Below are 15,596 nucleotides of genomic sequence, written 5' to 3'. Positions count from 1 at the left end.
CCCACCCCGAGGCCGTCTTCGTCTACAGCAGGGTCGGTGCAGCGCACCGACCGGGGTCTCGTCGACTCGTGTCAGTTCCCCTTGCGGTCCTGGGCCCGACGCTCGGCGCGATTCTGCGGTGCGACCTCGCCACCGGTGCGCTGGCCGAAGGCACCGCGCGACTCCTCGGCTGCGGGGGCCTGGCTCTCGGCGACGGCACGGCGCGCGCGCTGCGTCGCAGCCTGCTGCACCTGGCCGCGCTGGTTGCGCACCTCGACGCCGCCCGCGTCGCTCGGGGCCGAATAGCTGAGCTTGTCGTCGGATGCGCCCTGTCGGCCGAGGCCCTTCGCCTCGATCTTCGCTCCGGCACCGGCCTGCGGTGCCACTTCGACCTCGAGGTTGAAGAGGAAGCCGACGGTCTCTTCGCGGATCGAGCCCATCATCTGCTGGAACATCGCGTAGCCCTCGCGCTGGTACTCGACCAGCGGGTCGCGCTGCGCCATGGCGCGCAGGCCGATGCCGTCCTTCAGGTAGTCCATCTCGTAGAGGTGGTCGCGCCAGCGACGGTCGATGACCGAGAGCACGACGCGCCGCTCGAGCTCGCGCATGGCGGGCGAGCCGAGCTGCTCCTCACGGCGGGCGTACGCGACCTTCGCGTCGGAGAGGATCTCACGGCGGATGAAGTCGCGGTTGACCCGGCCCTTCTCGCCGGCCTCGGCGACGACCTCGTCGATCGTGATGCCGATCGGGTAGAGCGTCTTCAGCTCCGTCCAGAGGGCGTCGAAGTCCCACTCCTCGGGGTTGCCCTCTGCGGTGTGCGAGTCGAGCACCTCGTCGATGACGTCTTCGAGGAACTTCTGCGTGCGTTCGTGCAGGTCGTCGCCCTCGAGGATGTGCCGGCGGTCGCTGTAGATCGCCTCGCGCTGGCGGTTCAGCACGTCGTCGTACTTCAGCACGTTCTTGCGGATCTCGGCGTTGCGCGCCTCGACCTGCGACTGCGCCGACCGGATGGCGCGTGAGACGACCTTGGACTCGATGGCGACGTCGTCGGGCACCCCGCGCGACATGAGGCTCTCCGCCGCACCGGCGTTGAACAGTCGCATCAGGTCGTCGGTGAGCGAGAGGTAGAACCGGCTCTCACCGGGGTCGCCCTGGCGGCCGGAACGACCGCGCAGCTGGTTGTCGATGCGTCGCGACTCGTGCCGCTCGGTACCGAGCACGTAGAGTCCGCCGGCCGTGAGCACCTTCTCGGCCTCGACGGCGACCTCGGACTTGACCTTCTCGAACACCTCGTCCCATGCGGCCTCGTACTCCTCGGGAGTCTCGACCGGGCTGAGGCCGCGTTCGTGCATGAGCTGCACGGCGATGAACTCGGCGTTGCCGCCGAGCATGACGTCGGTGCCACGACCGGCCATGTTCGTCGCCACCGTGACGGCGCCGTGACGGCCGGCCTGTGCGACGATCGCGGCCTCGCGAGCGTGGTTCTTCGCGTTCAGCACCTCGTGCCGCACGCCCTTCTTGGCGAGGAGGCGCGACAGGTACTCGCTCTTCTCCACGCTCGTGGTGCCGACGAGCACGGGCTGACCCTGCTTGTGGCGTTCCACGATGTCCTCCACGACCTGGGCGAACTTCGCCTCCTCGTTCTTGTAGACGAGGTCGGGCTGGTCGATGCGCACCATCGGCTTGTTCGTGGGGATCGGCACCACGCCCAGCTTGTAGGTCGACATGAACTCGGATGCCTCGGTCTCGGCGGTACCCGTCATGCCCGAGAGCTTCGAATAGAGGCGGAAGTAGTTCTGCAGCGTGACGGTGGCGAGGGTCTGGTTCTCGGCCTTGACCTGCACGCCCTCCTTCGCCTCGATCGCCTGGTGGATGCCCTCGTTGTAGCGGCGACCGACGAGGATGCGGCCGGTGTGCTCATCGACGATCAGGACCTCGCCGTTCATGACGACGTAGTCCTTGTCGCGCTTGAACAGCGCATTGGCCTTGATCGAGTTGTTGAGGAACGAGATGAGCGGCGTGTTCGCCGACTCGTAGAGGTTGTCGATGCCGAGGTAGTCCTCGACCTTCTCGATGCCGGACTCGAGCACGCCGACGGTGCGCTTCTTCTCGTCGACCTCGTAGTCGACGTCGGGCACGAGCCGCTTCGCGAGGTTCGCGAACTCGGTGAACCAGCGGTTCGCCTCGCCCGAAGCCGGGCCCGAGATGATGAGCGGCGTGCGGGCCTCGTCGATGAGGATCGAGTCGACCTCGTCGACGATCGCGAAGTGGTGGCCGCGCTGCACCATGTCGGTCGCCTGCCACGCCATGTTGTCGCGCAGGTAGTCGAAGCCGAACTCGTTGTTCGTGCCGTAGGTGATGTCGGCGGCGTACTGCTCGCGGCGCACCTGCGGGTTCTGCCCCGCCACGATGCATCCGGTGGTCATGCCGAGGGCGCGGAAGACGCGGCCCATGAGCTCGGACTGGTAGCTCGCGAGGAAGTCGTTGACCGTGATGACGTGCACGCCCCGGCTGGTGAGCGCGTTCAGGTAGGCCGCGGTCGTCGCGACGAGGGTCTTGCCCTCACCGGTCTTCATCTCGGCGATGTTGCCGAGGTGGAGCGCTGCGCCGCCCATGAGCTGCACGTCGAAGTGGCGGAGGCCGAGGGTACGGCGGCTCGCCTCGCGCACCGCGGCGAACGCCTCGGGCAGCAGGTCGTCGAGCGACTCGCCGTTCGAGTAGCGCTCGCGGAGTTCGACGGTCTCGTTGCGCAGCTCGTCGTCGCTGAGCGCCTGGAATCCGTCTTCGAGGGCGTTGATCGCCGCTGCGTAGTTCTCCAGCCGCTTGAGGGTGCGGCCCTCACCGACGCGGAGGACCCTTTCCAGAATCGAAGCCACGAATGTTCTCCCGTTGTCGTTGGGCGCACGGCCGCGGATGCAGTCCGGGCACGCCCGCTGCCGCCATGCAGACGGCTATCTTAGCCATGCTAGCGGTGAACGGGCTGCGCCTTCCCGACCCCGTCGGACGCTCCGGCCGAAGCCGATCCGTCCGACGGGGCTCGGTGACACTCGACTCAAGCGGTCGCCGTCACGCGGTGGCGCGCTGGAGCTCCACGGGCGACGTGGCCGGCGATCGTGTCTCCGCCCGCTCATCGAGACCGATGAGCCCGTAGTCCCATCCCTTCCGACGGTAGACGACGCTCGGGCGACCCGACTCGGCGTCGACGAAGAGGTAGAAGTCGTGCCCGACGAGCTCCATGAAGTAGAGCGCGTCGTCGACGGTCATGGGCGTCGCCGCGAACACCTTCCGCCTGATGACGACCGGGGTGTACACCTCGTCTTCATCGACATGCGGTTCGAACTCGTCGACGACGGGGATGCTGCCGGTGCGCACCTGTGCGAGCACCTCGGGCGCCGCGGCCTGCACGCCGACCTCGGAGAATCCGGCGTCGGTGGCTTCGCGGAGCGAGGTCGGTCGGCGGGACCCCCCGCGATGGACCTTCCGGCGATCCTTCGCCCGCCGGATGCGCTCGAGCAATCGCCCGAGTGCGACGTCGAACGCCGCGTACTTGTCGGAGCCGTCAGCCTCGGCACGGACCACGGGGCCCTTGCCGACCAGGGTGAGCTCGACGCGGTCGGGCCCGGGGTTGCCGTTCTTCTCGTTGTGCCGGCTGAGCTTCACGTCGAGTGAGATCGCGCGCTCTGCCAGATGCGACACCTTCTCGGACTTCTCCGCCACGTAGGCGCGGAATCGGTCCGTGATCCCCAGGTTTCGTCCGACGATGTTCAGTTCCATGACGACCTCCGTTCACCGACGTGTCACCCGGTTCTGAAGGGTGGATCGACCACGCCTGTCCTGCCACCGTAGCCCCCTTGCGCGGCGATGTCACGGAGAGTTTGCCGTGAGCCGCCTGCGTGTCGCGGGAACCTGCGCGGCGTCTCGGCGAGCACCGCGATCGCCACCGTCTCACCGCCGGCCGCGGCGAGCGCCCGCACCGCTTCAGCGAGGGTCGAGCCCGTCGTGATGATGTCGTCGACGAGGAGGAAGCGACGCCCCGCGAGTGGCGCGAGCGGGTCGACGGGCGGTCTCCGGCTGCGGGCGGACGGGCGAACGCGCGGCCCTGCGACCAGCCCGCCCGCGGCATTCCGGCGCCGCTCCTCTGCTCCGAGTCCGGCCTGGTCGGCGCGCTCCCTCGCGAGGGCGAGCACCGGCACCGGACGGATGCCGCAGCGCCGGAGCAGCACCTCGACAGGCACGAATCCGCGCGCGCGACGGGCCGTCGACGTCGACGGGATCGTGCACACCTCGACCGGTGCGCCGTCCGGCACGCCGGCGAGCGCGGCCTGCACCGACGCGTGCAGTGCCGGTACGAGGGCGGGCGCGGCATCCGTTCGGGCTCCGTCCTTGAAGGCGCCGAGCACCGACGCGACCGCACCCGCGTACTCGAGGCCCGCCCAGACCGCGAGACCGGCTCGATCGATGCGCCGCGGCTCGGGGACGAGGGCGACGCGGCACGACGCGCAGACGGCGCGGTCGCCGGTACCGCATCCCGAGCAGGCCACCGGAACGAGCACCGCGAACGCGTCTCGCACGGACTCGCGCGCAACCGCGAGCGCTGCTGAACGTTCCCGCGCCATCACCGGACGCTGATCTCGGCCATCCTCCGAGCATCGCGGACCGGGACGGCTCAGAACCTCGCCGAGCCGCTCGGAAGGCCGGCACGGCGCCCTCGACCGCTGTCGAGGACGGGCCCGCTCAATCGGGCTGCTGCGAGGCCAGGAGCCGGATGCCCTCCGCCCGCGCCTGCCAACCGACGCCGCTGGGCGCCTCGAGGAAGCCGTCGACGGTCAGGAGCCGGAGGTCGCTGACGCTGTTGCCCCCGTCGATCGCGCGGCCGCCGTCGGGCCCCGGCCGTGAGACGGCGACGCCGCCGAGCACCTGGGTGATCACCCGTGTGGTGCCATCGGGCGACTCGGTGAGCGAGGCGACGGTGCCTGCGTCGAGCCACGCGACGTCGCGCGGGATGCCCTCGACATCCGAGAGCCCGAGCGTCACCGCGCTCAGCGCCGTCGGCGTGCCTGCGGCATCGCGCTGGATCGAGGCGGCGACGAACTGGGTCGCGTTGCCGTCGCCGAGGAGTGCGACGAGTCGCGACGAGTCGCGTGAGATCTCGAGCGCCGCGATCGACGAGCCGGTCCACGGCACCGGGAGCTGGATGGCATCGAGCGACCGGTCGCCGGGGTAGACGACGAGCTGCCCGGGCAGCCCGGCCGGAACCGACCAGACGGCGCCGGTGCCGTCGATCGCGGGCACGATGAGCCCGCCCCTGGGGTCGAGGAGCTCGACCTCGTCGCCTGCCCGCACGACCGAGACCCCGTCCGCCGCGAGCACGGCGGCGACCTCGCCGCCCGCACCGAGCGCCGCGCCGGTCGGGGCCAGCGCCTCGACCTGCGGGGAGAGATCGGGGATCTGCTCGATGGCCTCGCCCGAGGGCGCGAGGTAGCCGAAGGTCGTGCCGTCGTAGACGACCTGCCTGGGATCGACCGACGGGTTCTTCACGGGGGCGGGTGAGAGCTCCGGCACGTCCTGCTCGACGCCGTTCAGCGCCAAGATGACGGAGTCGACGTTCTGCACGCCGTCGAGGCTCTCCTGCAACTGGAACTCCATGCGCTGAACGCTCGTGACGTCGTCGTCGGTCGCGCCCGAGAGGTCGACGCTCGCCACCCGGCCGGCCACCGGGACCGACCCCGAGTCGAGGCGCGTCCCCTCGGGGAAGGCCGAGCGAACCCCTGTCCGCAGCCATTCGGACGGACCGACGAGCAGGGCTCGCACGATGCTCGTCTGCGCCGAATCGCGCCCGGCGAACCAGCGCAGGTCGGGCACGAGGTAGTCGAAGTCCGCCGAGTAGAAGTAGAGCGGATAGCTGCGGAAGGTCTGGGCGAAGGTCGTCTCGTCGATGAGCAGGCCCGGAGGGGCGCTCGAGATGCGCCACTGCCCCTCCTCGTTCTGCTGGAGTTGGTAGCCGAGTTCGATCGACGCAGTCGATTCCGTGGTGGAGTACTCGCCCGTGGCCGAGAGCTCCGCTGCCGAAGTCGCGTCGACGACGATCGACGCCTCGCCGACCTCCGTGAACTCGCGGTCGCGGAGCACGTCGATCGTGGCGGCCGCGTTCGGATTCCATTCGTCGGCGAAGGCCGGAGTGAGGAACTCGCTCGCGGCCTGGTACTTGTTGCGCGGGCTGGCCGCTGCCTCGAGGAACCCCTCGACGATCTGCTGCGGCGTCGCATCCTTCGCGGGCGGCGGCACGATCGTGTCGAGCTCGATCGATTCCTCGACGAGCGGCGGTGACCCCACGTTGACCCCGCCCGAACTCGGAATCGACACGCAGCCGGCGAGCAGCGCGGTCAGCACCACGGCGACGGATGCCCCGAACACGCGCCTACGCATCGTGCGCCTCCCATCGGCCGGCGCCGGCATCCTGCGCCGCTGCGCGCCCCGCGGCATCCGTCTCGACGGTCGCTTCGGTGTCGACCGCACGCACGACCCCGGTCGCCGGCGGCCCTGTGGCGTCGACGTCGTCGGGCTCGAGCGGCAGCGGCGAGACGATCGCCTCGTCGGAGGGGACGCCGGAGCGCGGCAGCGTGAGACGGAACACCGTTCCCGATCCGCGGCGCGACCAGACCTCGAGCGTGCCACCGTGGGCGACGGAGTCCTCGAGCGCGATGGCGAGTCCGAGCCCGGTGCCGCCGATCGTGCGCGTGCGACTCGGGTCGGCCCGCCAGAACCGGTCGAACACGCGGGCCGACTCCTCAGCGGTCATGCCGAGCCCGTAGTCGCGAACCGACAGGGCGATGGCCGACTCGTTGCTGTCGACGGCGACGACGATCGGGCGCCCCTCTCCGTGCTCGATCGCGTTGCCGAGCAGGTTCCTCACGATACGGCGGATGCGACGGGGGTCGACTCTCGCGTCGAGGTGGCCGCCCGGCGCCTCGAGTCGCAGCTCGCTGCCGCGACTGCGGGCGAGCTCGTGCATCGACTCGATCGCGTCACCCGCCAGGTGCACGAGGTTCGTCGGTTCGGTCGCGAGCTCGACCGAGCCCGCGTCGTAGCGGCTGATCTCGAGCAGGTCGGAGAGCAGGGTCTCGAAGCGCTCCGTCTGCGTGTGCAGGAGCTCGACCGTGCGCGAGGTCGGGCCGGGGAAGTCGTCGCGCTGACCGTAGAGCACATCGCCCGCGAGCCGGATCGTCGTGAGCGGGGTGCGCAGTTCGTGCGAGACGTCGGAGACGAAGCGCTGCTGCATGACCGAGAGCTCGGCGAGCTCGCGGATGCGCGCCTGCAGGCTGTCGGCCATGCCGTTGAACGAGGCGGCGAGCGTCGCGAGCTCGTCTTCGCCCTTCTCGGGCATGCGCACGCCGAGATCGCCGGCCGCGAGCCGCCGGCTCGTCGTGGCGGCCGACCGGATCGGCTCGATCACCCAGCGCACGACGAGCAGCGTGATCGCGCTCAGCAGCACGAGCAACGCGATCGCGCCGATCGTGCCGACGAGTTGCATGAAGGCGAGGGTCTCCTGCGCGGCGGCGAAGTTGTAGCCGATGTAGAGCTCGTACTCGCCGACCCCCGGCACCTCGATCGAGCTGCCGACGACGACGCCGGGATCCTCCGCGCCGTCGTCGCCCTCGAGCGCCACCGACTGCCAGTACTGGCCGTCGGGATCGGCGCGCACGCGCTCGCGGAGTTCGGGCGTGATGACCCCCGACAGGCTCGGGGCGATGCGTGTGGGCGGTGCGTTCGAGCTCGACACGTCGTCGGGCTGGAAGTAGGCGATCGCCGAGCTGCCGGAGACGCTGCCCACCGTCTTCACGACCGAGGCCATGTTGTCCTGCAACGACGCGCGATCGGCGGCGTCGGAGCCCTCGAGGATGCGCTGGGCGGCGACCGTCGCCTCGTTGGCGTCGCCGAGGGCGCTGTCGAGCTGGGTCTTGAAGAGGTTCGACGCGATGCTGAACGAGATGTACAGCCCGATCACGAGGATCGCGAGCGACGACAGGGCGAAGGTGATGACGACCGTGCGGAACTGCAGCGAGCGCCGCCACAGCTCGAGCGCATGGCGCGGCAACGCGGCGAGCGTATGCCGGATCTCGCGCCACGAACCGACCCGGAACCGGGCCGGGGCCTCCGCCTGCGACATCCGTGCCCCTAGGTGGTCGCGCCGGCTCGATACCCGACGCCGCGCACGGTCATCACGATGCGGGGGTTGTCGGGATCGTGCTCGACCTTGGCGCGGAGCCGCTGCACGTGCACGTTCACGAGCCGGGTGTCGGCCTTGTAGTGGTAGCCCCACACCTGCTCGAGCAGCATCTCGCGCGTGAAGACCTGCTGCGGCTTCGACGCGAGGGTGAGGAGCAGGTCGAACTCGAGCGGGGTGAGGTTGATGCGGGCGTCGCCGCGGCGCACCTCGTGACCGGCGGCATCGATCGTGAGGTCGCCGATGCTGAGCGTCGACACGGCCTGATCGGGCGTCGGCCGCAGCCGCGTGCGGATGCGCGCGATGAGCTCCTTCGGGTTGAAGGGCTTGACCATGTAGTCGTCGGCGCCCGATTCGAGTCCCTTGACGACGTCGGCGGTGTCGGTCTTCGCGGTGAGCATGATGATCGGGGTGCCGGACTCCGCACGGATGCGCCCGCACACCTCGATGCCGTCGATTCCGGGGAGCATGAGGTCGAGCAGCACGAGGTCGGGCTTCGACTCGCGGAACGCCGCGAGCGCCCCCGTGCCGTCGGCGCAGAAGAAGGGTTCGAACCCCTCGGTGCGCAGCACGATGCCGATCATCTCGGCGAGGGCCGTGTCGTCATCGACGACGAGTACGCGTGGGTTCATCGTTCATTCCTGTCAGCACCGCCGGGTCACGGCTGAAACCAGTGCCTAAAGCGTAGTCGGTCGGGGCCGGAAGACCACCGGAAGGCCGTTCCAGGGGTGCTCGGCGCGTCGGCGAAATGTGCGAGCATGGTGGGAATCCGCCGGAAGGAGCCCCACAGGTGTCGAACCACGATTGGCAGGCGCCCGGCGGCGCTCCCGTTCCGACGCCGGCACCGGATGCTTCGAGCACGCCCCGGTTCGATCCGACCGCCTTCCCGCCGCCGGTCGCCGCGGCGCCTCCGTCGGGCTTCCCGCCGCCGACGGCCGCAGCACCCCCGACGTACGGCGGAGCGCCGGCACCCGGAGCGCCCCTCGGCTGGACGCCGCCGCCGAAGCCGGGCCTCCTCCCGCTGCATCCGCTGGGGTTCGGCACGATCCTCTGGGCTCCGTTCAAGGTGCTGCGGCGAAACCCCGCGGCGACGTTCGGCACCGGTCTCGTGGTGCAGCTCGTCTCGGTCGTCGCGATGATGGCGGTCTTCGTGCCGTTCATGGTCTTCGTCTTCTCCCGGGTCGAGAGCGCGACCGATTCCGCCGACGCCGACGCACTGATGTCGGGTGCAGTCGGCGGATTCCTGTTGCTGATGCTCGTCCCCCTCGCCCTCTCGCTCATCGCGGGTGCATTCCTGCAGGGAGTGATGGTCGTCGAGGTCGCGAGCGGCACCCTCGGCGAACGACTCCGGTTCGCCGCGCTCTGGAAGGCCGCGGCGAAGCGCTTCTGGCCGCTCCTCGGCTGGACCGCGATGGTCACCGGTGCGATCCTGCTGGCCTTCGCGCTCTTCATCGCGATCATCGTCGCCGCGACCTTCTTCGACCCCGTGACCGTCATCGTGACGATCCTCGTCATGATCCTCGGTGCGCTCGGCGTGGCGGTCGTCGCTGCATGGCTCGGCACGAAGCTCTCGCTCGTGCCGAGCGTCATCGTGCTCGAGGGCGCCGGAATCGGCACGGCCATGAAGCGCTCGTGGCACCTCACCGACGGGTTCTTCTGGCGAACCTTCGGCACGCTGCTGCTCGTCGGGTTCATCCTCAACCTCGCGGCTCAGGTCGTCGTGCAGCCGGTCTCGCTCATCGGCACGATCCTCGCCGCCATCATCGACCCGACCGGCACGGGTGCGGCCATCGCGATCACGGTCGTCACCGCGGTCGTCACCCTCGTGCTCTCGTTGCTGATCGGCGCGATCACGGCCGTCGTGCAGGCCGCGCTCGTCGCCGTCATCTACATCGACCTGCGGATGCGCACCGAGGCCCTCGACCTCGAACTCGTGCGGCACATCGAGCAGCGCGACGCCGGCCTGGCGACGAGCGACCCCTACCGCGCCCCGGCGGCCGCGACGACGAACCCCGACCCGGCCTCCGCTCCCGCATGGCCGTGATCCGGCTGCGCGCGTCGCCGCTCGATCCCGACGCGCCCGAGGCGCGTCGGTGGCTCGAAGACGAACTGACCGGGCCCGAGTACCAGGCGGCCCAGCCGAGCCCGTTCGATCTCGCGATGCAGGCGATCCGCGACTGGTTCGTCGGGCTGTTCGACGGCGCCACGGGCCTGCCCGGCCCCGTGCTCGCGCTGCTGCTCGTGCTGCTCGTCGTCGCGGTCGTGATCGTCGGACTCCTCGTCTTCGGGCTGCCACGGCTCCGGCGACGCCGACGGAGCGACGTGCCGCTCTTCGACGACCACGACCTCCGGGATCTCGAGACCCTGCGACGGGCCGCGACCTCGGCCGCGGCCGCCGGCGATTGGCCCCTCGCGATCGAGGAGCGGTTCCGCGCCGTCGTGCGCGGGCTCGTCGAGCGCGAGGTCGTCACGGTGCACCCCGGCACCACGGCGCGGGCGTTCGCGGATGCCGCGGCGCGCTCCTTCCCCGATCTGGCCGGCGGACTGCGCGATGCGGCGAGCGGATTCGACGGTGTGCGCTACCTCGGTCGTGAGGGTTCGGCCGAGGAGTATGCCCGCGTGACCGAGTTGGAGCGACGCATCGCCGACGCGCGTCCCGAGGGGCGCGGCGGCCACGAGGCGCCCGCTCCCGAACACGACGGCGCCGAGGCCGTTCGATGAGCGCGACGACCGAAGCCCGCGACGCGGGTGCCACGGCGCCTGCGAACCCTTCGACACTCCCCGACGACGGTGCCTCCGCGCCCGCGGTGACCCCCACGGTGCGAGGGTTCCTGAAGCGAAGCCGCGCCTGGATCGTGATCGCCGCGGTGCTCGTGCTCGGCGCGCTGCTCGTGATGGTGATCCAGGGCGGCGCACGCACGCCCGGTTCCCCGCTCGCAGCCGACAACCCAGCACCCGCCGGCGCGAAGGCGCTCGTCGAGGTGCTTCGCGACCACGGTGTCGTCGTCACCGAGTCGCGCTCCTTCGACGCCGCGATCGACGCCGCCGACGGCACGGCGACGGTGCTGCTCTACGACGAGTACGCGATCCTCGACGAGCGCCGGCTGACGGAGCTCTCCGAGGCCGCCGAACGGCTGATCGTCGTCGAGCCGGGGTTCACGGCCCTCGAGACGCTCGCGCCGGGGGTTCGGTTCGCGGGCGCCGCGAGCGGCCCGCTCGACGAGGTCGCGTGCGAGCTCGGCCCCGCCGAGCGGGCCGGCTCGCTCTCCGACGGGCAGCGGCTCGTCACCGTCGACGATGCGGCGGTCGAGGCCGGATGGCAGGGCTGCTTCCGCGACGGCGACTTCGGCTTCGCGGTCGCGACCGGACCCGCTCCGGGCGGTGCCGAGCTCACGATCGTCGGCTCGACGAGCGTGTTCGCGAACCAGACGATCACCGAGGCCGGCAATGCCGCGCTCGCGATCGGGTTGACGGGTGCGACCGACGAACTCGTCTGGTACCTCCCCGGCCCGGCGGACGCCGACGGCGCCGACGCCCCGTCCCTGGCCGAACTCACCCCGGGGTGGGTGAGCCCGGTGATGGTGCTCGCGTTCGTCGTGGTCATCGTCGCCGGCATCTGGCAGGGCCGCAGGTTCGGGCCGCTCGTCGTCGAGCGCCTGCCGGTGCACGTGCCGGCGGGCGAGACGAGTCGGGGTCGCGCACGGCTCTACGCCCGCACGGCATCTCGCACGCACGCGCTCGACCAGCTTCGCATCGGCACCGTCATCCGCATCGCGCGCATGCTCCGGCTCCCCCGATCCGCCGGCGTCGACGAGGTCGCGGAGGCCGCGGCGCGGGCGACCGGCCGAGACGGCGCATCCGTGCACCGGCTGCTTGCCGACGAGCTGCCCGACGACGACCGCGCGCTCGTCGACCGCGCCGCAGGGCTCGCGCAGCTCGAGGCCGAGGTGCAGCGCTCGCTCGACCCACGCGGCGGCGTGCCCACCGATCGTGACGACCCCTCAGGAAGGCGACCATGACCGATCCCACCACCGCTCCGGCGATCGCTGCGACCGACGACGAGCTGCGCGCCGCGCTCAACCGCGTGCGCACCGAGGTCGGCAAGGCCGTCGTCGGTCAGGACGGCGCCGTCACGGGCCTCATCATCGCCCTGCTGACGCGCGGCCACGTGCTGCTCGAGGGCGTGCCCGGCGTCGCGAAGACGCTGCTCGTGCGGACGCTCAGCCGCACCCTGCAGCTCGACACCCGCCGCCTGCAGTTCACCCCCGACCTCATGCCGGGCGATGTCACCGGCTCGCTCGCCTACGACCCGCGCTCCGGCGAGTTCGCGTTCCGCGAGGGACCGGTGTTCACGAACATCCTGCTCGCCGACGAGATCAACCGCACGCCGCCGAAGACGCAGTCGGCCCTCCTCGAGGCGATGGAGGAGCGTCAGGTCTCGGCCGACGGGGTCACCCGGCCGTTGCCCGACCCGTTCATGGTCGCGGCGACGCAGAACCCGATCGAGTACGAGGGCACCTACTCGCTGCCCGAGGCGCAGCTCGACCGATTCCTGCTGAAGCTCGTGCTCGACGTGCCGGAGCGCGAGGCCGAGCTCTCGCTCCTCCGCCGCCACGCCGACGGATTCGATCCGCACGACCTCGCCGCCGCGGGCGTCACGCCCGTGCTCGGCGCGGCCGAGCTCGCAGCGGCGCGCGCCGCGGCATCCGCCGTCCGCGTCGAGGACGACGTGCTCGGCTACCTCGTCGACCTGGCACGCGCGACACGACGCAGCCCGTCGATGCGGCTCGGCGTGAGCCCGCGCGGCACGACCGGCCTGCTCGCCGCGGCGAAGGCCTGGGCGTGGCTCACGGGCTACGAGTCGCTCACCCCCGACCACGTGCAGGCGATGCTGCTGCCCGTCTGGCGCCACCGAGTGCAGCTCCGCCCCGAGGCCGAGCTCGAAGGCGTCTCGATCGACGCGGTGCTGCAGTCGATCGTGCAACAGGTGCAGGTGCCGCTCTGAGATGACCCGGATCCTCTGATGGCACTGACCGGTCGGTTCGCCCTCCTCGTCGCGCTCGGCGTCGTCCCCGTCGTCGCGGCAGGGGCCGTCGGCGCGCCCGAGGCCTGGCTCGCCCTCGTCGGCTGGATCGTGCTCGTCGTCGGGGCGGGCGTGCTCGACCTGTCGCTCGCCGCTTCGCCTCGACGCGTCGCACTGCGCCGCGAGCTGCCCGACCGCGTGCGCCTCGGCGAGCAGGTGACGTCGGTGCTGACCGTCGAGAACCTCGGGCAGCGGATGCTCCGCGCCACCGTGCGCGACGGCTGGGAGCCCTCGGCCGGAGTCGCGGGCCGCAATCGCACCTCGCTGCGGGTGCCGCCGTTCGAACGCCGCCGCGTCACGCTCCGGCTCACGCCGTGGCGGCGGGGCGACCGTCGCAGCGACCAGGTCACGATCCGCTCGGCAGGACCGCTCGGACTGTGGTCGCGGCAGGCGACCCTCTCGGCCCCCGGCCGGATCCGCGTGCTCCCGCCCTTCCACTCTCGCGTGCACCTGCCGTCTCGCCTCACCCGCCTGCGCGAGCTCGACGGGCGCACGCCGCTGCTCATCCGCGGCCAGGGCACCGAATTCGACTCGATCCGCGACTACGTGCGCGGCGACGACGTGCGCTCCATCGACTGGCGCGCCACGGCGCGGCACACCGACCCCGAGGTGCCCGGCGGCACCCGGCTCATGGTCCGCACCTGGCGTCCCGAGCGCGATCGTCGCATCGTGATCGTGACCGACACGTCGCGAACCGCGGCCGCGCGCATCGCCGACGAGCCCCGCCTCGACACGGCGTTCGAGGCCTCGCTCCTGCTCGCCGCGCTCGCATCGCATGCCGGCGACAAGGTCGACTTCCTCGCGTGGGATCGCCGGCTGCGCGGCCGGGTGCACGGCGCCAGCGGCCCGGCGCTCCTCGCGCGGATGGTCGATACGATGGCCGGCATCGAGGCCGAGCTGATCGAGGCCGACTGGGCCGCCGTGCCCGCGCAGGTGCGCCGCATCACGAGTCGGCACGCGCTCGTCGTGCTGCTCACCGCCGCAGACTCCCCCGGAACCGCCCGGGGACTCCTCTCAGTGCTGCCGCAGTTGACGTCACGGCACACCGTCGTCGTGGCATCCGTCGCCGACCCCGGACTCATCGACGCCGCCCGCGAGCGCGACGACCTCGAGCAGGTCTACGCCGCTGCGGCGGCCGAGCGCGGTCTGCTCGACGGCGAACGAGTCGGCGCGGCGGTGCGACGACTCGGCGCGCTCACCGTGACCGCGGCCCCGCACGACCTTCCCCCCGCTCTCGCCGACCTCTACCTCGAGTTGAAGGCGACCGGCAGGCTCTGACGACGCGCTCCCGCACCGACGGCGCGACGGCTCCGACGGCCTCGACGACCCGTGTGACGTGCCCGGATGACGGCTTCTGACGCCGCACGACGGCGCATGACACGGCGCGTCGTCGATACCCAGCCGATTCACAACATTCGCGCGAAGTTCCCGCGCGCCGGCCCGAGCCGTCGATAGGTTCGCTTCAGGCACCAGGGGGTTGGTGCCGATTCCGTCTTGTCTTCCCTACGAAAGGACCCCAGTGTCTGACGCAACAACGACCGTCGAGGCTCCCTCGACCGCGCAGAAGCTCACCGCCGAGTTCATCGGCACCTTCATCCTCGTCTTCGGTGTCATCGGCACCGTGCTGTTCGCGGCCGGATTCAACGGCGGCGAGGGCGGCCTGAACGTCGGATTCCTCGGTGTCTCGCTGGCGCTCGGTCTCACGGTCGTCGTCGGCGCGTACGCGTTCGGCCCCGTCTCGGGCGGGCACTTCAACCCCGCCGTGAGCATCGGCCTCGCCGTGGCCGGCAAGTTCTCTTGGAAGGCGGTCGGCCCGTACATCGCGGTGCAGATCCTCGGCGGCATCCTCGCGACGACGGTGCTCCTCGGCATCCTCTCGGCCGGTCCGCTGTTCGACATCGCCGTGTTCACGGGCGCCTCGACCGGGTACGACGAGCTCTCGCCCGGCGGCTTCGGCCTCGGTTCCGTCTTCCTCATCGAGACGGTCGCGACCGCGATCTTCCTCTTCGTGATCCTCGGCGTCACGAGCGCCCGCGCGGCCGTCGGCTTCGCCCCGCTCGCGATCGGCCTCACGCTGACCCTGCTCGCGCTCATCGCCATCCCCGTGTCGAACGCCTCGTTCAACCCGGCCCGCTCGATCGCCACCGCGCTCTACGGCGGCGGCATCGCGTGGACCCAGCTCTGGGTGTCGATCGTCGCCCCGATCCTCGGTGCCGTGATCGCCGGCCTCATCTACAAGCTCGTCTTCGACCGTTCGAAGCAGCTCTCCGCGTAACCTCGCGCTCGACGATGGCGGATGTCCCACGGGAC

The 15,596-nt window shown here is 71.0% G+C and carries 12 protein-coding genes; 6 read left to right on the top strand and 6 right to left on the bottom strand.

From position 1 onward, the window contains the following. Nucleotides 1–71 precede the first annotated feature (71 nt). From secA to mtrA, 6 genes are all read right to left on the bottom strand, one after another. Complete coding sequence (gene secA / locus ACFTQE_RS17455; protein ID WP_376926263.1) at nucleotides 72–2,855, bottom strand: preprotein translocase subunit SecA; 2,784 nt, start codon at nucleotides 2,853–2,855, stop codon at nucleotides 72–74. Between the two features lie 190 nt (nucleotides 2,856–3,045). Continuing rightward, nucleotides 3,046–3,753 (bottom strand): ribosome hibernation-promoting factor, HPF/YfiA family, encoded by a 708-nt coding sequence (gene hpf / locus ACFTQE_RS17450; protein WP_375834148.1) that lies wholly within the window; start codon nucleotides 3,751–3,753, stop codon nucleotides 3,046–3,048. A gap of 23 nt (nucleotides 3,754–3,776) precedes the next feature. After that, a complete protein-coding gene (locus tag ACFTQE_RS17445; RefSeq protein WP_376926262.1) occupies nucleotides 3,777–4,595 on the bottom strand; it encodes a ComF family protein in 819 nt (272 codons plus the stop codon). A gap of 118 nt (nucleotides 4,596–4,713) precedes the next feature. Further along, entirely contained in the window at nucleotides 4,714–6,405 is a 1,692-nt protein-coding gene (locus ACFTQE_RS17440) for a GerMN domain-containing protein (RefSeq protein ID WP_376926261.1), read from the bottom strand. Then, complete coding sequence (gene mtrB, locus ACFTQE_RS17435; RefSeq protein WP_376926260.1) at nucleotides 6,398–8,146, bottom strand: MtrAB system histidine kinase MtrB; 1,749 nt, start codon at nucleotides 8,144–8,146, stop codon at nucleotides 6,398–6,400. The genes ACFTQE_RS17440 and mtrB overlap by 8 nt, the downstream gene beginning before the upstream one ends. A gap of 8 nt (nucleotides 8,147–8,154) precedes the next feature. Continuing rightward, the gene (gene mtrA, locus ACFTQE_RS17430) at nucleotides 8,155–8,835 is read right to left on the bottom strand and encodes an MtrAB system response regulator MtrA (protein WP_074258610.1); all 681 of its coding nucleotides are present in this window, start codon (nucleotides 8,833–8,835) and stop codon (nucleotides 8,155–8,157) included. Nucleotides 8,836–8,993: 158 nt separating this feature from the next. On the opposite strand from mtrA, the gene ACFTQE_RS17425 reads away from it, so the two are divergent. The 6 genes from ACFTQE_RS17425 to aqpZ all read left to right on the top strand — a co-directional run bounded on the left by ACFTQE_RS17425 (nucleotide 8,994) and on the right by aqpZ (nucleotide 15,561). Continuing rightward, nucleotides 8,994–10,247, top strand: a complete 1,254-nt coding sequence (locus ACFTQE_RS17425; RefSeq protein WP_376926259.1) for a hypothetical protein — start codon at nucleotides 8,994–8,996, stop codon at nucleotides 10,245–10,247. After that, nucleotides 10,238–10,924: a DUF4129 domain-containing protein gene (locus ACFTQE_RS17420; RefSeq protein ID WP_376926258.1), complete on the top strand. Its 687-nt coding sequence runs from the start codon at nucleotides 10,238–10,240 to the stop codon at nucleotides 10,922–10,924. The genes ACFTQE_RS17425 and ACFTQE_RS17420 overlap by 10 nt, the downstream gene beginning before the upstream one ends. Next, nucleotides 10,921–12,222 (top strand): DUF4350 domain-containing protein, encoded by a 1,302-nt coding sequence (locus ACFTQE_RS17415; protein WP_376926257.1) that lies wholly within the window; start codon nucleotides 10,921–10,923, stop codon nucleotides 12,220–12,222. Before ACFTQE_RS17420 ends, ACFTQE_RS17415 begins: the two co-directional genes overlap by 4 nt. Continuing rightward, complete coding sequence (locus ACFTQE_RS17410) at nucleotides 12,219–13,208, top strand: AAA family ATPase (protein ID WP_375834170.1); 990 nt, start codon at nucleotides 12,219–12,221, stop codon at nucleotides 13,206–13,208. Before ACFTQE_RS17415 ends, ACFTQE_RS17410 begins: the two co-directional genes overlap by 4 nt. A gap of 18 nt (nucleotides 13,209–13,226) precedes the next feature. Further along, complete coding sequence (locus ACFTQE_RS17405; protein ID WP_376926256.1) at nucleotides 13,227–14,564, top strand: DUF58 domain-containing protein; 1,338 nt, start codon at nucleotides 13,227–13,229, stop codon at nucleotides 14,562–14,564. A 241-nt stretch (nucleotides 14,565–14,805) separates the two neighbouring features. Further along, on the top strand, nucleotides 14,806–15,561 hold the full coding sequence (gene aqpZ / locus ACFTQE_RS17400) for an aquaporin Z (protein WP_376926255.1): 756 nt from the start codon (nucleotides 14,806–14,808) through the stop codon (nucleotides 15,559–15,561). Nucleotides 15,562–15,596 lie beyond the last annotated feature (35 nt).

Source organism: Agromyces sp. NPDC056965, from assembly GCF_042673425.1.
Classification (GTDB): domain Bacteria; phylum Actinomycetota; class Actinomycetes; order Actinomycetales; family Microbacteriaceae; genus Agromyces.
This window is presented reverse-complemented; position numbering and strand designations above follow the sequence as displayed.